The following is a 20,763-nucleotide window of genomic DNA, read 5'->3' as shown; positions in this document are numbered from 1 at the left end:
TCGTGATTTCTCCGATACTCATACCCCCCGTCTCAAAGGAGAGATCGATATGACCGCACCGGTCGTGACGCGCGTCGCCGTCGACGCGCCGTATGGAAGCGAGCACACCCCCGATGCCGAGCCGGCGATCGGCTGGATCACCGAGAGCGCGACGCCGGGATGGGTCCAGGCGCGCGCCGAGCTCGAGCTTCGCCGCACGGACGGCGTGCACGCCCTCGAGTTCGCGGGGCGCGACTCGGCCCGCATCGCCTGGCCGTTCGCCCCGCTCTCCCCGCGCGAGGAGGTCGAGCTCCGCGTCCGCGTGACGGGATCCGATGGCGCGGCATCCGAGTGGAGCGCGCCGCGCCGCATCGTCGCGGGCTTCCTCGCCGAGGGGGAGTGGACCGCCGCGACCATCGGGCTCGCGGATCCCGGCGCGCCCGCGCGCCCGTTCACCGCCCGCCGCGAGTTCGACCTCGACGGCGAGGTGCGCCGGGCGACCCTCTACGCCAGCGCCGTCGGCGTCTATCAGGCCGCGATCAACGGCCGCGACGTCGACGACCAGGTCATGAAGCCGGGATGGACGCCCTATCAGCTCCGTACCGTGCACGAGACAACCGACGTCACCGCCCTGCTCCGCTCGGGGGCGAACGCCATCGCGATCCGGGCGGCGGGAGCTTGGGCGACAGAGAACTACGGCTTCCGCGGCAACACGCACGTCGAATACACCGAGCAGCCGCACATCGCCGCCCTCCTCGTGATCGATTACGCCGACGGCCGCGAGGAGCGGATCGCCACGGGGCCCGAGTGGACCGCCGCCCCGGGGCCGCTCACTGAGAGCGGACTGTACGCGGGCGAGAGCTACGACGCGCGCCTCGAGCCGGCCGAGTCGCCCTCCGTCGCCGGCTTCGACGGATCCTGGGCCGCGGTGCAGGTCGTCGACGCGATGCCCGTCCCCGGCGCGCGCGTTTCGCCCGTCGTCCGGCGCACCCAGGAGCTCCCCGTCGCCGAGGTCATCACGACGCCCGCCGGGCGCACCGTTCTCGATTTCGCTCAGAACCTCGTGGGGCGCCTGCGGATCCGCGTGTCCGGGCCCGCCGGAACCGTCGTCACCCTGCGGCACGCCGAGGTGCTCGAATACGGCGAGCTGGGGACCCGGCCGCTGCGGGCCGCCGCGGCCACCGATCGCTACACGCTCGCGGGATCCGGGATCGAGGAGTGGGAGCCGGAGTTCACCTTCCACGGCTTCCGCTACGCGGAGATCGACGGCTGGCCCGGGGAACTCGACCCGGCAGACATCACCGCCGTCGTCGTGCACAGCGACATGGAGCGCACCGGCTGGTTCGACACCTCGCACGAGCTCGTCAACAGGCTGCACGAGAACGTGGTGTGGGGCCTGCGCGGCAACTTCCTCTCGGTGCCGACCGACTGCCCGCAGCGCGACGAGCGACTCGGCTGGACGGGCGACATCCAGGTGTTCGCGCCGACGGCGGCGTTCCTCTTCGACGTGCGCGGCTTCCTCGACTCCTGGTCGCGCGATCTCGCGCTCGAACAGGAGCCCGACGGCATGGTGCCCTGGGTCATCCCGAGCGTCCTCGTGAGCAAGCCCGCCGCGGCGTGGGGCGACGCGGCGACTGTGGTGCCCGATGTGATCTACGAGCGATATGGCGACGCCGACACCCTCGCGCGCCAGTACGGCAGCGCCAAGGCGTGGGCCGACAAACTCATCTCGCTCGCGGGGGAGCGCCGGCTCTGGGAGGGCGGTTCCCAGTTCGGCGACTGGCTGGATCCGGATGCCCCGCCCGCCGAGCCGGCGAAGGCGAAGACGCATCCCGACATCGTCGCGTCGGCGTACCTGTTCCGCTCGACGTTCCTCGTCGCGAAGGCCGCCCGGATCCTCGGTCGCTCGGAGGACCACGCCCGGTACGCGCAGATCGCGGAGGAGGTGCGCCGCGCCTTCCTCGCCGAGTACGTCACACCCGCCGGGCGCATGATGAGCGACGCACAAACCGCCTACGCGCTCGCGATCGTGTTCGAGATCGCGGATCCGGATCAGCGGCAGGCGCTCGGCGACCGGCTCGCGGCCCTCACCCGCGAGGGCGGGCATCGCATCGGGACCGGCTTCGTCGGAACCCCGATCATCCAGGACGCGCTGACGGTCACGGGGCACCTGGAGACGGCGACCGCACTGCTGACGCAGACGGAGAACCCCTCCTGGCTGTACCCGGTGACGATGCGCGCGACGACGATCTGGGAGCGCTGGGACTCGATGCTGCCCGACGGCACGATCAACCCCGGGCAGATGACGAGCTTCAACCACTACGCGCTCGGCGCGATCGCCGACTGGCTGCACCGCACCGTCGCGGGCCTCGCGCCCGCGGCGCCCGGCTACCGGAGGATCCTCGTCCAGCCGCACCCGCTCGACGGTTTCGACCACGCCGCCGCCGAGCACATCACCCCCTACGGCCGCGCTGCCGCCGGCTGGGAGCGCACGGCGGACGGGATCGAGGTGCGCGCGACGATTCCGGCGAACACCGACGCCGAGGTGGTGCTGCCGGACGGGTCCCGGCACGAGGTGGGATCCGGCGCGCACCGCTGGCTCGTGCCGACCGCGGGGGCGTAGGCGCGTCACCGATCTCGGAGAAATCACGGATCTCGGACCTCCTCGCGGGAGGGATCCGAGATTCGTGATTTCTCCGATTCTCGTGCGGGGTCCGCTGCTCAGACCGCGACGAGGAGCAGGCCCTGCTTCGGCAGTTCCGCGTCGCTCATCGCGCCCGGCGCGACCGGCTCGCCCGTGATGAGGCGATAGCCCTCGGGGATCGCCGCGGGCCGATCGGGCGCGACCGTGAGGATCCGCAGCTCGTCGGTCGACGCGGCGAACTGGCCGTCGAGCGCCGCGAGGGCGTGCGAGAGGTGCCCGCGGGTCGAGTCCTCGCGGGTGATCCAGAGAAAGCGCTTCGGGTGAGACATCGTGTCTCCTTCCTGGGATGATCATTAGCTTTGCTAAAAAGATATACTCGCTCCATGTCACGTTCCCTCCCCGAGCAGAGCACGGATCTGCGCCTCGCGACCTTCCGCCTGGCCCGGCGCCTGCGCAACGAGCTGACGCAGGATGCCGCGACGCGGCTCACGGACGCACAGTTCGGAGCCCTCGCGGTCGTGAACCGCTTCGGTCCGCTGACGCTCTCGGAGCTGGCGCAACGGGAGCGCGTGTCGGCGCCGTCGATGAACCGCACCGTGAACGCGCTCGAGGAGGCCGGGCTCGTCGTCCGCGCGCACGACGGGGGCGACCGCCGCAAGCGGCTGCTCGCCGTGACGCCCGCGGGCGCCGAGGAGGTGGGCGAGACGATGGCGCGGCGCGATGCGTGGCTCACCGACCGCTTGCGGGAGCTGGGCGACGACGAGCGCGAGGTGCTCGCCCGTGCCGCGCAACTCATGGAGCGCTTCGCTACCGAGTGAGGTCGCCGGCGGCCCTGAGGCGCAGCACCCAGTCGTCGTCGTCCGGCGCCGCGAAACGCCGGCGCCCGGCCTCGATCTCGACGGCGCCCGTGGTCTCGCCGGTGCGGGGGTTGAACCACTCGGCGGTGCCGGCGGGCGCATCGAGGGAGGCGACGCCGCCCTCCGCGAAGTAGAGCACGTATTCCTCCTCCTCAGCGGCGAGGCAGAAGACGAGATCGTCGGGAGTCTCGAGGAGGCGGTCGCTCGGGCGCATGCGCCAGAATCGGATCCCGCGATCCTCGACGAACTCGACGAGGCGCCGGATGTCGGCGTAGATCGGCGGGACGCCGTCGATGCCGAACTTCACCGACTCCGCGAGCCTGCCGTCGATGATCGTCGGGAAGTGTCGGTCCGCGCGACCCATCGAGTAGCCGCCCGTGAAGGCGATCCAGTACAGGCGCCGCTCCGCGTCGTACTGGCCGTTGTTCCCCGCCGTCATCTCCCCGACGATCACGGGGCGGCCGAACTTCCACATCATCTCGCCGAAGGCGTTCATCGCCCGCCAGCCGTGCCGGACATCGTCCTTCGGGTAGTTGCGCGGATCCTGCGTGATGATGAAGTTGTTGCCGGCGTTCGCGATCATCAGCTCCTGTCGGCCCGCGTCGCCGTAGGACTTCATGCGACCGTAGGGATCCCTGCGGTTGAGGAAGTCAGTCCAGTACTGGAACCACGCCGCGGGGATCTCCGGCGCGATGAACGCCTGCGGCAGGCGCTCGTCGTTGATGCGCGCGAGGTTCCCGTTCTCGGATCCGACCGACCAGGCGACGTTCCAGAACGCACCGTAGCGGGCCCAGGTGTAGCGCACGTATCGCCGCACGTACTCCATGTGCACGGGGTTGTCGAGGTCGAACCACGAGCGCCACCCGACGCCGTTGCCGTCGCCCTCGAGCCAGCCGCCGTTGCGGACGTTCGAGGGGTGGTTGTCCCACTCGCGCGGCCGCACGACGGAGTTGTCGTACAGCAGCTCCATCGCGAAGAAGATGCCCTTGTTCTTCGCGTAGGCGATTTGCCGGTCCATGCGCTGGTAGTAGTCGAGGTTGAACCGGTCGCGATCGATCCTGTTCCGCTGGGCGTCGACGACCTTCCACGGCCAGCGGAAGGATGTGTCCGTGATCGTCGATTGGCGGGCGTACAGCTGGCCGATGTCGACGACGAAGTTGATGCGGTGTTCGGCGATGAGGTCGAGGTAGCGGTACCAGTCGGCCTCGCTGGGCTGGGGGAAGTCGACGTCTTCGAAGTCGAAGTCGTTCTTCGCGCCGACGCGGTTGGCGACGTGTGGGAACCAACCGTCGTTCGCGATGAGGGTGTGTGATCCGTCCTCCCGCTCGAAGTAGTTGCCGAAGCGCGAGCTGAGGCACAGGCCGCCGGACGAGATCGGCGCGCCCACCGTGAAGGATCCCTCGGAGACGAGCGCCGGATCCGAGGAGCTCGTCGTGTAGCGCCACTCGCCCCTGGTCATCGGCGCGAATCGCGCCCGCCAGGTGCCGTCGCCGTCGTAGAAGCCGTCGACGCTCTCGCGCACCTCTCCCTGGGTGAACGTCGCCCGGAGCTCGGCGTCCAGGAACGGGTTGTCGTACTGCCGATCGGATGTCAGCGAGACCTCGAAGACCTCCCATTGGGGAACGTCAGCCACCGCGATACCTCCCTGTATCGATGAACTTAGCTTATCTAATAAGCATAGCTAAGCATATCGGGCAGCTCAATCGTGATGGAAGATCTCCGGGATCGTCAGCCACTGATCGCCGTCGGGCGTGCCGGGCAGGCGGGTCTGCAGCGGATCCTGCACCGACCACCACCTCTGCGTGGCAGGGTCGGCGGCCATTCGCGCCATATCGGCCGCGTAGTCGTCGCCGACGTACTCGAAGTAGGAGAACAACAGCTCGCCGTGACGGAAGATCGAGTAGTTTCGAATATTGCACTCGGTGATCGTGGCGAGCACCTCGGGCCACACAGCGGCGTGATAGGCCTCGTACTCCTCGCGCTTGTCGGCTGCAAGACCAATGACAGATGCGATGCGCTGCATGCCTCTACTGTGCCAGTACCATGGCGCGTATGCGTGCCGAAGGAGACACGATGCGACGGGGGACCCCCAACATCGGCGCCGTGGCGCGTGCGGCAGGGGTGTCGGTCGGAACCGTCTCGAACGCGCTCAACAATCCCGAGCGGCTCGCGCCCGAGACCCTCGAGCGGGTGCACAGCGCCATCGCCGAGCTGGGATACATTCGCAGCTCCGCAGGTCGCACGCTGATCCAGAACGCCTCGGAGGACCTGGGGCTGATCGTTCCCGATCTCATAAACCGGCTCTTCGTCGAGGTCGCCCGCGGCGCCCAGCTCACCGCGGGGGTCACGGGCAAGCGGGTCGTCATGGCCAACAGCGGGTACAACGCCCACGATCTCGCCAACGGCATCGAACAGCACGACGCCCAGGACGACCTGCTCGGATACTTCGCCGAGGCGCGCGCCGGCGGCGTGATCGTCTGTTCGATGCGCGAGCCGAGCGCGGGCATCGACCGGATCCGCAACCACGTCCGGCCGATCGTGCTCGTCAACTACGACGTGCCGGGTGCCGATTGGTGCACCGTGCTCATGGACAACGAGCAGGTCGGTCGCGCCGCCGTCGACCACATCGCGGACCTCGGGATCCGCCACGCCTACTTCCTCTCGATCGACGACATCGTGCAGCCCGTGGGTGAGCGGCGCCGCGGGGCCCGCGAGGCGGCCGCCCGCCGCGGCGTGCGCCTCACCGAGGTCCTCACGCCGGGTCTCATGCAGAACGCGGGCGCGGCGATCATCGGCGAGCTCATCGACGCCCTCCGGGCGGCGAAGGCCCGCGGCGAGCGCGTCGCGCTGCTGTTCCTCTCCGACGAGCTCGCGATCGGCGCGATGCCGACGCTGCGCGCGGCGAGCGATCTGAGGATCCCGGACGACGTCGCGATCGTCGGCATGGACGGCGACCATCGTCCGAGCGGCAACGACTGGATGTCGATGACCTCGATCACGCTGCCCGGCTATGCGATGGGCGCCGAGGCGGTGCGCCTGCTCGAAGCGGAGGCGCAGCCGGACCACGCGCACGAGCGCGTCGTCGTGCCGGTCGAGATCAGCCCCGGCGCCACGACGATCGGCTAGACGTTCACGCGCACGGCGTACAGGCTGGTGGTCGCGGTGATGAAGAGGTCGCGGCCGTCGTCGCCGCCGAAACAGAGGTTTGAGACGCGTTCGGGCAGCGGCAGCTTCTCGACGAGCGCGCCGTCGGGGGAGAAGACGTACACGCCGTCGCCGGCCGAACTCCAGAGGCGACCGGATCCGTCGACCTTGATGCCGTCGGAGGCGCCCACGTCGACGCAGGCGAAGCGCGTGCCGCCGATCGGCTCGCCGTCGTCGATGTCGAACACGAGGATCTCGCCGCGCGCGTCGGTGTCCCACGCGTGACCCGTGTCGGAGACGTAGAGGCGCGACTCATCGGGGGAGAAGGCGAGGCCGTTGGGGTGCCGCATCGTCGTGATCGCGGCGGCCAGCTCGCCGGTGGCGGGCGTATATCGGAAGACGAAGCACCCGCCGTACTCCTGCTCGCCCGGGTGGCCCTCGCGGCCCTCGGGGGCGATGCCGTAGGGCGGATCCGTGAACCAGATCGCACCGGAGGAATCGACGACGACATCGTTGGGCGAGTTCAGGCGGCGCCCGTTCCACGAGTCGACGACCGACTCGGAGGCGTACGTCGCCTCGTTGACGATCCGTTCGACGCGCCGCCGCCCGTGCGAGCACTCGATGAGTCGGCCGCGGGCGTCGAAGGCGCGGGCGTTGGTGTACTCGGAGTCGGACGTCACGATCACGGCCTCGCGGGAGGCGGGATCCACGTCGATGATCCGATGATTCGGGATGTCGCTGAAGCGCACCCGGCCGGTCGAGGGGATCCAGAGCGGCCCCTCGGTCCACTCGGCACCGGTCCAGAGCCGGCGCAGGGACTCGGGCTGGAACAACGTCATCGTCACCCTGTCAGTGTAGGGGGGGGGGGCGCCACCCCGCGGAGATGAGCCGCGCCTGCGGAAGGATCGCGCGATCGGATCCGCAGTCCGGGCTCATCTCCGCGGTTTCGGCTCGGCGGGTGCGCGTCGGCTATCCTCATCGAGTCGCGTGATATCAGAAGGGGTTATACGAATGACTACATCGGGACCGGTGCTCGTGATCGGTGAGGCACTCATCGACATCGTCGAGAAGGAGGGCGGCTCGGTCGAGCACGTGGGCGGGAGCCCCGCGAACGTCGCGCTGGGCCTCGGGAGGCTCGGCGTCGAGGTGTCACTGCTCACTCAGTTCGGCGCGGATCTGCGCGGCGAGGCGATCGAAGCGCACCTGAGGGACTCGGCCGTGCGCGTTCTCGTCGAGCGCGCGGCCGCGACCTCGACGGCGCGGGCGAGGATCCGGAGGGACGGGTCCGCCGAGTACGACTTCGATATCGCGTGGGGCGGGTTCGGTGACGTGGCGCTGCCTCCCGCGTCCGTCGTGCATACGGGATCCATTGCGGCGTTCCTCGAACCCGGCGCGTCGGATGTGGTGCGGCTGATTCGGGCGGCCGGGGCCGCGGAGGTGACCTTCGACCCCAATATCCGTCCGGATCTCGTCGGGGCGAGGGGCGAGGTTGAGGCGCGGTTTCATGAGATCGCGCAGCTCAGTACCGTGGTGAAGCTGAGTGATGAGGACGCGGAATGGCTCTTCCCGGGCAAGGCGATCGGCGATGTCCTCGACGCCGTGCTCGCGGACGGTGCACGACTCGCGGCCGTGACGATGGGCGCGGAGGGCGCCGTCCTTGCGACGCCGAGCGGGCGCGTGCGCGTGGATCCGGTTCGCGTGGAGGCCGTCGACACGATCGGGGCCGGCGACACCTTCATGGCCTCGCTCATCGCGTCGGTGTGCGAGTCGGGGTCCGCGGATCTCGGTCGCGATCGCGTCGCTCAGATCGGCCGCGACGCGGTGCGCGCGGCCGCCGTCACGGTGTCGCGGGCGGGGGCGAACCTGCCGTGGGCGCGCGAGCTCGCCGCGTGAGCGCATTCCGGCTTGACGTCGCGGCGAAGCGCTCGTAAAGTAGCTCCAGTTATACGAATAACTTCCGAAGGGGTGAGGGTGTGGCCAAGCGCAGAGCTGTCACGATGACGCAGGTGGCCACGCAGGCCGGCGTCTCGCAGGCGACCGTCTCGCTCGTGCTCAACGGTGCGGATGGCGGGCGCGTGTCCGAGGACACGCGCAAGCGCGTCAAGGATGCCGTCGAGCAGCTCGGCTATCGCACGAACGCCTTCGCGAAGTCGTTGCGCAGCGGCCATTCCGGGATGATCGGCTTCATCTCGGACGAGGTGGCGAGCGCCCCCTTCGCGGGCGAACTCCTTAAGGGCGCGCAGCAGTTCGCGTGGGAGACCGGAAACGTTCTGCTGTCCGTCGATGCCTATGACGATGCCGAGCTCGAGGCCGCGGCGGTCGACATGATGCTCTCGTATCGCGTCTCGGGGGTGATCTACGCGTCCATGTACCACCGTCACGTCGACGTGCCGAAGAGCCTCGAGGCGCTTCCCTCGGTCGTGGTGAACGCGCAGGATCCCACGGGTCGCTTCTCGAGCGTCTTCCCCGATGAGGTGGGCGGGGGCTACGCCGCGACCAGGCACCTGCTGGATGCGGGCCACCACCGCATCGCGATGATCAACATCCAGCCGGAAGACAGTGATCTTCCCGCGGGCGTCGGGCGCCTCGAAGGGTACCGGCGTGCCCTCGAGGAGAAGGGGCTGGTACTCGACCCCGCCCTCGTCGCCTACGGATCCGGCATCGTCGCCGACGGCTTCGAGCTGACGAGTCGGCTGATGGCGGCGGCGGAGCCGCCCACGGCCATCTTCTGCGGGAACGACCGCACGGCGTGGGGTGCGTATCGAGCGCTTGAGGCGCTGGGCAAGCGCCCCGGGCGCGATATCGCGATCGTCGGTTTCGACAACCACGACATGCTCGCGCCGAACCTTGACCCCGCGCTGACAACGGTCGCCCTGCCGTATGAACAGATGGCGCGTCAGGCGCTCCAGATTCTTCTCGATGGACCCGGCTCAGAGGTGCGCCGGGTGGCCGTCGAATGCACGCTCGTCGAGCGTGAGTCCGTGATGAATGCGAAGGTGCAGCGATGACAACAGCAGTTCGGCAGCGTCGGCGGTCGGCCGCCACGCGAGGCAGGCCACGGGCGAAGGACGCGGCGATACGCGCGTTCAGATCGTGGCAGTTATACGTATTACTTGCGCCGGCCGTCGTCTTCATCCTGGTCTTCAAGTACTGGCCGATGTACGGCGCCCAGATCGCGTTCCGCAACTACAACCCGGCGCTGGGCTTCACGGGGAGCCCGTGGGTGGGGCTCGATCACTTCGTGCGCTTCGTCCAGTCGTTCCAGTTCGGGCGTCTTCTCGAGAACACGCTCACGATCAACGCTCTGGGCCTCCTGATCGCGTTCCCGATCCCGATCGTGCTCGCCCTGATCGTCAACCAGCTCTCGAGCCCGCGATTCAAGAAGTTCACGCAAACGGTGCTCTACGCACCGAACTTCATCTCGGTCGTGGTCGTCGTCGGCATGATCTTCCTGCTGTTCTCGCCCCGCGCCGGCGTCGTGAACAACGTCATCGCCCTCTTCGGGGGCGAGCCGGTGTTCTTCATGGGGGATCCGGACTGGTTCCGCCCGCTCTACATCGGGTCGGACATCTGGCAGAACGCCGGATTCTCAATGATCGTCTACCTCGCGGCGCTCACCGCGATCGACCCCTCGCTGCACGAAGCGGCGCGCGTGGACGGGGCGAACAAGTGGCAGCGCATCTGGCACATCGACATCCCCGGGATCATGCCCGTCATCACGATCCTGTTCATTCTCGCGATCGGAAACCTCTTCAACCTGGGGTTCGAGAAGGTGCTACTGATGCAGACCGACCTGAACCTGCCGACCTCCGAGGTCATCCAGACCTACGTCTACAAGGCGGGCCTCCAGCAGGCGCAGTTCAGCTACTCCGCCGCCATCGGCCTGTTCAACTCCGCCATCAATCTCGTGCTGCTCACGACCTTCAACTGGGTCGCAAAGCGCGCCGGCCAATCGACCCTGTGGTGAAAACGACATGACTCAGGCACTCTTCCAGCCCGGCGCGAGGCTCTCCACGAAGAAGCCGCCGCGCACTCCCGGCACGTGGCGCGAACGCGCCGCGGATCCGATGTTCAACGTCATCGCGGTCGGCATTCTGCTCGTCGGCATCATCGCGATCATCTACCCGCTCTACTTCATCGTGATCGCATCGGTGAGCGAACCGAACGAGATTCTCAACGGAAATGTGTGGCTCTGGCCGCGCGGCTTCACGCTCGAGGGCTATCAGCGCATCTTCTCCGAGGCGAGCATCATGCGCGGCTTCGCGAACTCGGTGCTCTATACCGTCGTCGGCACGGCGATCTCGGTCGCGACGATTCTCGGCGCGGGCTATGCCCTGTCCCGAAAGGACCTCTTCGGGCGCACCTTCTTCACCTTCCTGTTCATCCTCACGATGTTCATCGATGGCGGCCTGATCGCGCGCTACCTCGTGGTTCGCGAGCTGGGCATGCTCGACACCATCTGGGCCGTCGTGCTGCCGGGCGCCGTGGGCGTGTGGAACCTGATCATCGCTCGATCCTTCTTCGAGGGGAACATCCCCGACGAGCTCCGCGAAGCAGCCCAGCTCGACGGTGCGAACGACTTCCGCTTCTTCTTCCGGATCGCGCTTCCCCTGTCGAAACCGCTGATCTTCCTCATGATCATGATCCACCTCGTCGCCAACTGGAACGCGTTCTTCGACGCGCTCATCTTCCTGAACGACGAGAACAAGTACCCGCTGCAGCTCGTGCTGCGCAACGTGCTGATCCAATCGACCGTCACCGACGCCGGTGGCGCCGGTGCGCTCGACTCCTACGCCGCCGCACAGCGCCTCGGCGAACTCATCAAGTACGGAATGATCGTCATCTCGACGATCCCGCTCCTCATCGTTTTGCCGTTCATGCAGAAGCACTTCACGCAGGGCGCCCTCCTGGGCGCCGTGAAGAGCTGATCCGTCCCCTCACACCCACCCCAGAAAAGGAATGACCATGAAACATCGCCGTTTCGTCTCATCGATCGGCCTGCTGAGCGCGGGCGTCGTCGCCCTCGCGGGCTGCTCCGGATCCGATACCGCCGCGAGCATCGCCGACAAGTCTGCCGACTTCGGCTTTCAAGAGGAGGGCCTGCCCATCGTCGACGAGACGCTGACGCTCTCGTTCGGAGGCTCGAAGAGCGCCCTCGCACCGGACTACGCCGACATGGAGCTCGTGAAGCAGTGGGAGGCGGACACGAACATCAAGATCGACTGGGTCAACCAGGTGGATCAGGTGTACGCCGAGAAGAAGAACCTCATGCTCGCCAGCGACGAGCTGCCCGATGTTCTCTACAACACCGGTCTGAGCGACGCCGAGATCGTGCAGAACGGCGCGAACGGCACGCTCGTGCCGCTCGAGGATCTCATCGAAGAGCACGCGCCCAATCTGTCGGCCATCCTCGACGAGCGCCCCGACATCCGCGCCGCACTGACGGCGTCGGACGGACACATCTACACGCTGCCCTCCGTCGAGGAACTCGGGATCCTCGCTTACCCCAACTTCCTCTTCATCAACAAGACCTGGCTCGATGAGCTCGGCCTCGACATGCCGACCACGATCGGCGAGTACCACGACGCGCTCGTCGCGTTCGCGACCGAGGATCCCAACGGCAACGGCAAGAAGGACGAGATCCCGCTGTCGTTCCGCACCGACTCGTTCGCCGCGAATCCGCACGACCTGATCGCCGCGCTCGGCGGCCAGCCCGAGAACAACGACCACCGCATCGTCCGCGAGGGGAAGGTCGAATTCACCGCGAACACCGACGAGTACCGCGCCGGAGTCGAAGCGCTCGCGGCGTGGTACGCCGAGGGGCTCATCGACCCCGAGTCGTTCTCGCAGGACGACGTCGCCTATCTCGCAAAGGGCAAGTCCGATACGCCGATTCTCGGATCCTTCTTCTGGTGGGAAGCACCCGAGATGGTCGGGCAGGAGCATGTCGACGATTACGCCCTCGTCGGGATCCTCGACGGCGTGAACGGCAAGCTCGCGTCGCACTCGAACAATCAGGAGATCAGCCGGGGCGCCATGGCGATTACCCGGTCGAACGAGTACCCGGCGGCGACGATGCGTTGGGCCGATCGGCTCTTCGACCCGGTGATGTCGGCGCAGGTCGCGTGGGGTCCGATTGGCGTCACCCTCGAGGAGAACGCCGACGGCCTCCTGGTGCAGATCCCCGTGGCGGACGGAGAGTCCGAGGGCGAGCGCCGTCAGCGAGTGGCGCCGCAGGGGCCGCGCATCACGACGCGCGATGATTTCGAGAACGTCGTCGCACCGGAACCGCGCGCCGAGGAACGGCAGAAGCTCGTCGATGAGTACTACGCGCCCTATAAGGCGAACGACGGCTACCCGCCCGTCATGCTCTCCAACGAGGAGCTCGACCGGATCTCGCTCGCCGTTCCCGACATCAACTCCCTTGTGCTCGAGAAGTTCGCATCCTGGATCGTCAACGACAACGTCGCCGACGAGTGGGACGCATACGTCGCTCAGCTCGACCAGCTCGGCGTCTCCGACGTGACCGCGGTCTACCAGCAGGCCTACGACCGCTTCACCTCCGGCGGCTAGCCCCCGTGGTGGGTCGCGTGAGACGCGGCCCACCACCACCGGATACTCCACGAAAGACGACACATTGACTGACATGGCGCTTGGCGCAGACACCCTCCGCCCGACGGCCCACTACACGGCCGAGAAGACCTGGCTGAACGACCCGAACGGCCTGCTCCACTACCGGGGCGTCTATCACCTGTTCTTCCAGAACAACCCGAACGGTCGCACCTGGGGCGACATGTCCTGGGGACACGCGACCTCGACCGACCTCGTGACCTGGGAGCACCAGCCGACCGCCATCAGCTACACGGACGACGAGTTCGTCTTCTCCGGCAGCGCCGTCGTCGATGTGCGGAACACGGCCGGCTTCGCGCAGCCCGGCGAGACCGCGCTGGTCGCCATCTACACCTCGGCCGCGACCCCCGACAGCGGAGCGCAGACGCAGTCACAGGCGCTCGCCTACAGTGTCGACGAGGGCAACACCTGGGTGCGGTACGAGGGCAACCCCGTCCTCGATATCGGATCCACGGAGTTCCGCGACCCGAAGGTTTTCTGGTACGGCGGAGAGGACGACGGCCACTGGGTGATGGTCATCGTCGAGGCGACGAATCACCGGGTGATCGTGTACACCTCGAATGACCTGCGCGCGTGGACCCGCGCCTCGCACTTCGGCCCGGCCCATGCGGTCGGCGGCGTCTGGGAGTGCCCCGATCTCTTCCCCCTGCGCGTCGAAGGCACGGACGAGACGAAGTGGGTGCTCATCGTCAGCCTGAATCCCGGCGGCATCGCGGGCGGATCCGGGACGCAGTTCTTCATCGGTGACTTCGACGGCGAGACGTTCACGGCGGAGAACCTCACCGATTCGGCGGAGCTCGAAGACTACGACTGGCTCGACTACGGGCACGACTACTACGCGGCCGTTTCCTTCAACAACGCGCCGGACGGTCGCCGCCTCATGATCGGCTGGGCGAGCAACTGGCTCTACGCGAGGGACACCCCCGTGTACCCGTGGCGTTCGGCGATGTCGCTCGTGCGCGAGGTGACGCTCGAGCGCCGCCCCGACGGCGCCTACGCCATCGCGCAGCGACCGATCCTGCCGGAGAGCGGAATCGAGGTGCACCGCTTTACGGCACCCAAGGGGGAGCGCGCCGTCGCCACGGTGTCCAACAGCGACGGCGAGCGCGTGACGATCACCGCAGGAGACGGCGCGCTCGTCGTCGACCGCTCGCAGGCGGGCGAGAATGACTTCCACCCCGACTACCGCCCGGCCGCGGCAGCACCGCTTCCGGAGGGCGATGTGGACGTCACGATCGTCGTCGACGGCCCCATCATCGAGGTGTTCGCCGATGGTGGCCGCGTGGTGATGACGGAGCAGGTCTTCCCGGCGCGAGCTCTCGACCGTTTCGAGGTGTCGTAACCCGACCCGCACCCGCGGAGATGAGCCGCACCCGCGGAAGGATCGCGCGACCGGATCCGCGGGTCCGGGCTCATCTCCGCGGCTGCGGCTCACCGGGCGATGGCCCAGCCGGGGCGATTCTCACTGAACCCTCATAGCATCGATCAACGTGGATAGTCCCTTCGGAAGACTTCCGGAACTGCCTTTCGTGATTCCGTTCGGCGTCCTGATCCTGGCCCTGCTGCTCTGGCGGCTGAGGGCGCGCGGACGTTTTTCTGTCGCCCGCGCGGCGGTCGCCCTGGCATTGGCCGTGTACGCGGCCGGAATCGCGGCGAACACGGTGTTTCCGATATACCTTCGGCTGCCCGAGACCGACGAGCCCTGGACGCCGGGCCTCGCGCTCCAGCCCTTTCACGATTACGAGGTCGTCGACGCCGTGACCAACGTGATCGTGTTCCTCCCGGCCGGGATCCTTCTCGCGCTCGTGCTCGCGCGACCGGTCTGGTGGAATGTCGCCATCGCCATCGTGGCTGCGAGCCTCTCCATCGAGCTCATTCAACTGGCGATGCAGGCGCTTTTCCATGCCGGGCACATCGCCGATGTGAACGACGTCATCTTCAACGTGGTCGGCGGGCTCGCCGGCTACGGCATCCTGCGGCTGCTGATGCTCTCGCGCTGGTGCGCGCGGATCATCGACCTGTTCCACTGGAGCGACCCGGTAACGGTGGCCGGCACGCCCTAGCGTTCCGTCGCGACCCAGCCTCGTGGCGGAACCGTGATGACCGCCTCGTCGAGACGGACGTCCTGTTCCCGCTCGCCGAGGTTCGCCACGAGCAGACTCGTCGCGTCGGCGATGGCCCATACCGGCCCGGAGTGCGCTACCGCCAGAGGGCCGTTCAGCGAAGCGAGCGCACGCAGGGCATCCGCCACGGGATAGTCCGCGCCGTCGGCGTCGCGCACGCCGCGCGGGCCCCACTCCTCGAAGAACGACACGGTTGCCACGCCGGGCACGGCGAGCGCCGCGGCGCTCGCGATCGTCCAGGCGGCGAGCTCCGGATCCCGCTGACGCTCGTCGTCGGCGTTGAGGAACTGGGGCCCGTAGCCCTCCGAGAGGTCGTCGCCTTCGGGGCGCCGCGGCGAGGTCGTCGCGACGTTGTTGAGGTGCGCACGCAGGGTCACGGGGCCGACATGCACGGGCACGCCCGCGGCGATGCGCACGGCCTGCTCCGCGACGAGGCGTTGCATGTCGATCGCCTGCTCCAGCTGCAGGGTTTCGAGCGCGTGGAACATCGGCGTCGTGCTGAAAGCGACGCCGTCGAGCCCCTGCGGCGCGAGGTGCTGGCCTCGGTTCAGCTCGGTGAAGTGCGATCGCGTGCCGCCGATGACGGGCACGTCGCGGTCGCCGAGCGCATCCCGCAGGATCCGCACGGCCTCGTCGTCCGACATGTGCTCCGCCGGATGCGTCGGCGGCTGGATCGCCGCGATGCGCGCGAGCGGCAGCTCCGCGAGGCTGTCCACGGCCTCGCGGACGCGCGCCTGCGGATCCTCGATCGGAAGCACCAATCGAACATCGAGGGGTAGGCCGCTGGCGGCCGCGCGCTCGATCGCCGACGGCCACCCGGCCCAGTCGAGATCGACCTCCACGAGGGTGTCGTGGCCGATCGGATCCGTTGGGCCGGTTCCCGGCGCCGTGGACGCGCCCACCGAGAAGCGCACCTCGCCGGCCTTGGCGAGCGCAAGGGCGAGCCCTCGTTCCCGGGGCGAGGAGGAGCCGGCCGTCCCCGCCGCGAGCGCCTCGGCGAGCTCGTCGCCGACGGCGATCGTGACCGATTGCGCCACGGGCCCGTCGAAGAGATAGGGGAACGGATCCGCGAGCGGGCGGCTGTAGGTCTTGAAGGACGCATCGGTCCAGTTGCGCTGATCCTCCATCTCGAACGCGTCGCCCTCGAACGTCACCGTGACGTCCTCGGCCTCCAGCGCGCGGATGTCGAAGGCCGGCTGGTGCGGCGAGATGTCGACGGGGAAGTGGGTGCGCGAGCTCAGGCCGGAGGTGTGCGTGATCCTCAGCGGTGCGCCCGAGAGGGCGGCCGGATGCAGCACGACCAAGCCGGTGCGGTTCGTCCAGAACTCCCGATCGGCGTCGACCTCGAAGTCGACGCGCAGGGCGGGGCCGTCGGCCGCGATCGCGAGGAACCCGTCGAACCTCGTGCCGAAGGAGTCCGAGCCGAGCGCGATCCGGGCCCCGGAGTCGGACACCGACACCTCGCCGACCGTCCAGGCGGCCGTGTTCCAGTCGCGGTCGCGCACGGCGGCGCGCACGGAGCGCAGCACCTCGTGCCCGCGGAAGCGGATCTGCGCAAGGTCGTCGTCGCGGAGCTCGAGGCTCCACTCGCCGAGCGTGATTTCGCGCACCTGCTCACGAATCCAGGTCATTCTTCCCCCTCAGGAAACTCGCGCCCCATCGCGCGATATGGCTCTATCTTGCCCACCCCGCGTACACAACGACGCAGATTTTGTCCGAACACGTGCGACACGCCGAGGTTTCGGCGCCCGGATCGGAAAATCTGCGTCGTTGTGTACGCGGACGAGGAGGGCTAGAGGTTCGTCATCCCACCATCGACGGTGAACATGGCGCCCGTCGCGAACGCCGAGTCGTCGCTCGCGAGGAACGTCATGACGCCCGTCAGGTCGTCCGGCGTCGCCGGGCGGCCCATCGGGATCCGGCTGGTGATCGCCGCGCGCTCGACCGGGTTGTTCTTGATGGCCTCGACGAGCGGCGTCTCGACATACGACGGCACGACCGTGTTCACGCGGATGCCCTGCGTGGCGTACGCCGCGGCGACCGTGCGTCCCATGCCGTGGATGCCGGCCTTCGTCGTGCTGTAGGCGGTGAAGTCGTTGCCCTCGCCCGTGACGCCCGTGGGGCTGCCGGTGAGGATGATCGACCCGCCGCCCGACGCCAGCATCGAACGCACGGCGTGCTTGACCGTCAGGAAGGTGCCCGTGAGGTTGATGTCGACGGTGCGGCGCCAGACGTCGAGGTCGAGGTCGGCGACCTTGGCATCGTGACCGAACAGCTGCACGCCGGCGTTCGCGACGACGACGTTCGGGGCCCAGCCATCGGCCTCGAGCGAGGCGAAGGCCTGCGACACCTGGGTCTCGTCCGAGATGTCCATCGTGACGGCGCGGGCGGCGGATCCGAGCTCGCCGGCGACGCGCTCGGCGGCCGCCGCGTCGCGGTCGGCGATCACGACGCGCGCGCCCTCGGCGGCGAAGCGCCTCGCGACGGCCTCGCCGATTCCGGATCCGGATCCCGTGACGAGCGCGGTCTTTCCTTCGAGGCGCGACATCAGCGCTCGATCTTGTCGAGGTGGAGCATGGCGGCGAGGTTCTTGTCGAGCTCGTCGTCCTGGAAGATCTTCTTCCAGTCTTCCTTGATGATCGTTTCGCGGCCGTACTTCATGGCGATGAGGCACGCGTCCGAGAAGGGGTTGTCGCCGCGGAGACCGTTGGCGAGGGCGACCTGCGTGTGGCCGTACATGATGCTGCGCGCGGCGGCCTCGGGCACACCCATCGTGTGGATCGCCTCCTGCAGGGCCTCGTTGAGCAGCTCGCCGATCATGCAGGCGACGGTCTCGACGAGGGTCGGCTCGAGCTGCGCGAGCTGCTTGATCGTCACGAAGTGCACGTCGATGACGGGCGCGTAGATCGAGCGCACGGTCTCTTCGACGAGGGTCTTCATGGCGGGGTCGTCGCTCTCGACGGCGGCGATCGCGTCCTGGGGAGCCGCGATGCCGCCGAAGGTGTCGGCCCACTGCTCGGGGGTCTCGCGCTGGAGGAAGATCGACGGATGGCAGGGGTGCGCCACCGCCTGGATGACGTCGTCGCGCGTCGTCAGCAGGCCCGCGTAGGCGGCGGCCGGATCGAGGGTCAGGCACACCGCGCCGGCCTTCATCTGCGGCACGAGCTCGGCGGTGACGGCGGCGAGCGCCAGGTCCGGCACGGCGAGGACGACGATGTCGGCGTCGGCGACGGCGACCGACGCATCGGTCAGCTCACGACCGGCCTCGATCGTGCGCTGCTGGCCCGCGGGCGAGTTCTCGACGTAGGCGACCTGGTGCGCGGTCTTCACGAGGTTGTTCGACACGCGCATGCCCATCTTGCCGCCCGCGCCGATGACGGCAATCTTGTACTGCTCGCTCATAGTGTGCTCCTGAGGATCTCGAGGGTCGTGCGGGTCCACGCCCGCTCGGTGGTGATGGTCGTGTCGGCGTCGGTCTGCCACGGCAGCCAGTGCTCGACGATTTCGTTGATGCCGCGCTCTCGCGGCGTCACGGTGCGGAGGAGATGGTCGTAATCGTGCAGGCCCTCGCCCATGGGCGCGCCGCTGTAGGTGAAGCCCACCCAGCCGGCCTGGCGCGCGAACGCGAAGTCCTTCACGTGCACGTTCTTGACGTACGGCGAGGTTGCCTCGACGCACTCGCGGGGGCTCTCGAGCTGCGCGACGACGTTCGCCGGATCCAGGCAGATCCCGATCGCGCGGCTGCCCACCTCGTCGATGATGCCCGTCAGCGCGCGCGTGGGTACCTGCTCGTAGGTCTCGAGCGCCAGCTCGACGCCGGCGGCCTCGAAGGACCCGGAGACGCGGCGGAGCAGCCCGGCGGCGTCCTCGGTCTGATCGCGCAGCACCATTCCGCGGATCAGCCGGGCGTCGAAGATCTCGGCCAAGTCGAGGAACCGGAGGAGGTGTTCGGGCTCGATGCCCTTCGTGCCGAGCTCGATCGCGAGCCCGAGCCCGCGCGCGGCGGCGGCGGCCTCCCGGAGCTGGGCATCCGTCATCTCGAGCAGCGGTGCGTAGTCGCAGATCTGGAACAGCTCGACGCCCTGGGCCCTCGTGTCCTCGAAGGCACCCGTCAGCGAGAGCCCCTCGGCGTGTTGCCAGAAGTAGGCGTAGGTGCCGAGACCGATCATGCGCTCGCCCCCGCCTCGTCGATGACGGTCATGAGCGCGTCCGGGTCGTGCGCGAAGCGCCCGAGGAACACGCCGTCGACGGCACCGCCGAGGCGCGTGAGCAGGCCGGGGCCGGCGGCGCCGCCATAGATCACGGCGGAACCGGGCCGCCCCGCGAGCGCCTCACGCAGCGCGCCGGCGACGATGCGCACGTGCTCCTCGCCCGCGGGCTCGGGCGCCCCGATCGCCCAGACGGGCTCGTAGGCGACGATGACGGATCCCTCGGGCGCGCCCGCGAGCGCGGCGCGCAGCTGCGCGACCGACGCCCGGGCGGCGTCCTCGGGATCCTGCCGCTCGGTCTCGCCGATGCACAGCAGGGGCTCAAGGCCCGCGCCGAGGCTGACGGCGGTCTTCCGCGCGACGACCTCGTCGGTCTCGGCGAAGAGGCGGCGGCGCTCGGCGTGGCCGATCTCGGCAAGGCGGGCGCCCACCTCGGCGAGCTCGTAGGCCGACACCTCGCCCGTGAACGCGCCCTCGGCCTCGGCGGCGACGTCCTGCCCGCCGACGCGCACGGGGGTGTCGCGGAACGCCGCGACCGCCGCGGGGACCTGCAGGAACGTCGGCGTGACGAAGACCTCGACGGATCCGCTCGCCACGGCATCGTGCGCGGCCACCCGGGAGGCGACCTGCGCGAACCACTCGGTCGCCCGCGCATGCCCGAAGTACATCTTCAGGCTGATGCCGACGATGCGTCGCGTCATCAGCAGCTGCCGGTGGTCTCGTACTCGGTGAGCACGGCGACCTTGTCGGCGCTCGCCGAGGTCTCGTCGAAACGGTACGTGAGCCACTCGCGCACGAGGCGGCGGGCGAGCTCGATGCCGATGACGCGCTGACCCATGCACAGCACCTGGGCGTTGTTGGAGAGGACAGCGCGCTCGACCGAGAAGCTGTCGTGCGCCGTGACGGCGCGGATCCCGGCGACCTTGTTCGCGGAGATCGCGACGCCGAGGCCCGTGCCGCAGAAGATCAAGGCGCGGTCGGCCTCGCCGCGCGCGACGCGCTCGGCGGCCTCGATCGCGACCTTCGGGTAGGGCGTGTGGCCGTCGGCGCTCACGCCCACGTCGACGACGCTCGCGACGCCGTCGTTGGCCTCGAGATCCTTCTTCAGGATCTCCTTGTAGTCGAATCCGGCGTCGTCCGAGCCGATGACGATGCGAAGCTGGTCGGTCATGATCGTG

The 20,763-nt window shown here is 68.5% G+C and carries 20 protein-coding genes; 10 read left to right on the top strand and 10 right to left on the bottom strand.

Annotated features, from left to right (window positions below; genetic code table 11):
- Positions 1–49: 49 nt before the first annotated feature.
- A complete protein-coding gene (locus IEX05_RS10890; protein ID WP_188701759.1) occupies positions 50–2,602 on the top strand; it encodes an alpha-L-rhamnosidase in 2,553 nt (850 codons plus the stop codon).
- 98 nt (positions 2,603–2,700) lie between these two features.
- Here the strand turns inward: IEX05_RS10890 and IEX05_RS10885 are convergent, their stop codons facing one another.
- Positions 2,701–2,952 carry a hypothetical protein gene (locus IEX05_RS10885; protein WP_188701757.1) on the bottom strand — a complete coding sequence of 84 codons (252 nt, stop codon included), beginning with the start codon at positions 2,950–2,952 and terminating at the stop codon, positions 2,701–2,703.
- Between the two features lie 54 nt (positions 2,953–3,006).
- Between IEX05_RS10885 and IEX05_RS10880 the strand changes: the two genes are divergently transcribed.
- A complete protein-coding gene (locus IEX05_RS10880) occupies positions 3,007–3,441 on the top strand; it encodes a MarR family winged helix-turn-helix transcriptional regulator (protein ID WP_188701755.1) in 435 nt (144 codons plus the stop codon).
- Here the strand turns inward: IEX05_RS10880 and IEX05_RS10875 are convergent.
- Positions 3,431–5,113: a glycoside hydrolase family 140 protein gene (locus IEX05_RS10875; RefSeq protein ID WP_188701753.1), complete on the bottom strand. Its 1,683-nt coding sequence runs from the start codon at positions 5,111–5,113 to the stop codon at positions 3,431–3,433. The two genes, IEX05_RS10880 and IEX05_RS10875, sit on opposite strands and share 11 nt — an antisense overlap.
- 66 nt (positions 5,114–5,179) lie before the next feature.
- Positions 5,180–5,503, bottom strand: a complete 324-nt coding sequence (locus tag IEX05_RS10870; RefSeq protein ID WP_188701752.1) for an L-rhamnose mutarotase — start codon at positions 5,501–5,503, stop codon at positions 5,180–5,182.
- Between the two features lie 50 nt (positions 5,504–5,553).
- Between IEX05_RS10870 and IEX05_RS10865 the strand changes: the two genes are divergently transcribed.
- Entirely contained in the window at positions 5,554–6,606 is a 1,053-nt protein-coding gene (locus IEX05_RS10865) for a LacI family DNA-binding transcriptional regulator (protein ID WP_188701751.1), read from the top strand.
- Here IEX05_RS10865 and IEX05_RS10860 read toward each other — a convergent pair.
- A complete protein-coding gene (locus tag IEX05_RS10860; RefSeq protein ID WP_188701861.1) occupies positions 6,603–7,463 on the bottom strand; it encodes an SMP-30/gluconolactonase/LRE family protein in 861 nt (286 codons plus the stop codon). The genes IEX05_RS10865 and IEX05_RS10860 overlap by 4 nt on opposite strands.
- A 172-nt stretch (positions 7,464–7,635) precedes the next feature.
- Here IEX05_RS10860 and IEX05_RS10855 point away from each other — a divergent pair, with 172 nt between their 5' ends.
- The 7 genes from IEX05_RS10855 (at position 7,636) to IEX05_RS10825 (ending at position 15,317) form a co-directional block, all read left to right on the top strand.
- Complete coding sequence (locus IEX05_RS10855) at positions 7,636–8,517, top strand: carbohydrate kinase family protein (RefSeq protein ID WP_188701750.1); 882 nt, start codon at positions 7,636–7,638, stop codon at positions 8,515–8,517.
- A gap of 80 nt (positions 8,518–8,597) precedes the next feature.
- Entirely contained in the window at positions 8,598–9,632 is a 1,035-nt protein-coding gene (locus tag IEX05_RS10850) for a LacI family DNA-binding transcriptional regulator (RefSeq protein ID WP_229661262.1), read from the top strand.
- A complete protein-coding gene (locus tag IEX05_RS10845; RefSeq protein ID WP_188701749.1) occupies positions 9,629–10,591 on the top strand; it encodes an ABC transporter permease in 963 nt (320 codons plus the stop codon). The genes IEX05_RS10850 and IEX05_RS10845 overlap by 4 nt, the downstream gene beginning before the upstream one ends.
- Before the next feature lie 7 nt (positions 10,592–10,598).
- Entirely contained in the window at positions 10,599–11,552 is a 954-nt protein-coding gene (locus tag IEX05_RS10840) for a carbohydrate ABC transporter permease (RefSeq protein WP_188701748.1), read from the top strand.
- Between the two features lie 37 nt (positions 11,553–11,589).
- Positions 11,590–13,197, top strand: coding sequence for a type 2 periplasmic-binding domain-containing protein (locus IEX05_RS10835; RefSeq protein ID WP_188701747.1), 1,608 nt, complete (start codon positions 11,590–11,592; stop codon positions 13,195–13,197).
- Positions 13,198–13,270: 73 nt separating this feature from the next.
- A complete protein-coding gene (locus IEX05_RS10830) occupies positions 13,271–14,596 on the top strand; it encodes a glycoside hydrolase family 32 protein (RefSeq protein ID WP_188701746.1) in 1,326 nt (441 codons plus the stop codon).
- A 187-nt stretch (positions 14,597–14,783) separates the two neighbouring features.
- On the top strand, positions 14,784–15,317 hold the full coding sequence (locus tag IEX05_RS10825) for a VanZ family protein (RefSeq protein ID WP_188701745.1): 534 nt from the start codon (positions 14,784–14,786) through the stop codon (positions 15,315–15,317).
- Here the strand turns inward: IEX05_RS10825 and IEX05_RS10820 are convergent.
- The 6 genes from IEX05_RS10820 to IEX05_RS10795 form a co-directional block, all read right to left on the bottom strand.
- Positions 15,314–17,008, bottom strand: a complete 1,695-nt coding sequence (locus IEX05_RS10820) for a D-apionate lactonase family protein (protein WP_188701743.1) — start codon at positions 17,006–17,008, stop codon at positions 15,314–15,316. The two genes, IEX05_RS10825 and IEX05_RS10820, sit on opposite strands and share 4 nt — an antisense overlap.
- Before the next feature lie 161 nt (positions 17,009–17,169).
- Entirely contained in the window at positions 17,170–17,925 is a 756-nt protein-coding gene (locus tag IEX05_RS10815; protein WP_188701741.1) for an SDR family NAD(P)-dependent oxidoreductase, read from the bottom strand.
- On the bottom strand, positions 17,925–18,779 hold the full coding sequence (locus IEX05_RS10810) for a phosphogluconate dehydrogenase C-terminal domain-containing protein (protein WP_188701739.1): 855 nt from the start codon (positions 18,777–18,779) through the stop codon (positions 17,925–17,927). Before IEX05_RS10810 ends, IEX05_RS10815 begins: the two co-directional genes overlap by 1 nt.
- On the bottom strand, positions 18,776–19,546 hold the full coding sequence (locus tag IEX05_RS10805; RefSeq protein WP_188701737.1) for a sugar phosphate isomerase/epimerase family protein: 771 nt from the start codon (positions 19,544–19,546) through the stop codon (positions 18,776–18,778). Before IEX05_RS10805 ends, IEX05_RS10810 begins: the two co-directional genes overlap by 4 nt.
- The gene (locus IEX05_RS10800; protein WP_188701735.1) at positions 19,543–20,286 is read right to left on the bottom strand and encodes a triose-phosphate isomerase family protein; all 744 of its coding nucleotides are present in this window, start codon (positions 20,284–20,286) and stop codon (positions 19,543–19,545) included. Before IEX05_RS10800 ends, IEX05_RS10805 begins: the two co-directional genes overlap by 4 nt.
- Positions 20,286–20,756 (bottom strand): ribose-5-phosphate isomerase, encoded by a 471-nt coding sequence (locus IEX05_RS10795; RefSeq protein WP_188701733.1) that lies wholly within the window; start codon positions 20,754–20,756, stop codon positions 20,286–20,288. Before IEX05_RS10795 ends, IEX05_RS10800 begins: the two co-directional genes overlap by 1 nt.
- Positions 20,757–20,763 lie beyond the last annotated feature (7 nt).

Origin of the sequence: Microbacterium nanhaiense, assembly GCF_014646015.1 — a bacterium.
Classification (GTDB): Bacteria; Actinomycetota; Actinomycetes; order Actinomycetales; family Microbacteriaceae; genus Microbacterium; species Microbacterium nanhaiense.
The sequence above is the reverse complement of the archived record's forward strand: the minus strand, read 5'-3'. Positions and strand labels throughout refer to the sequence as shown.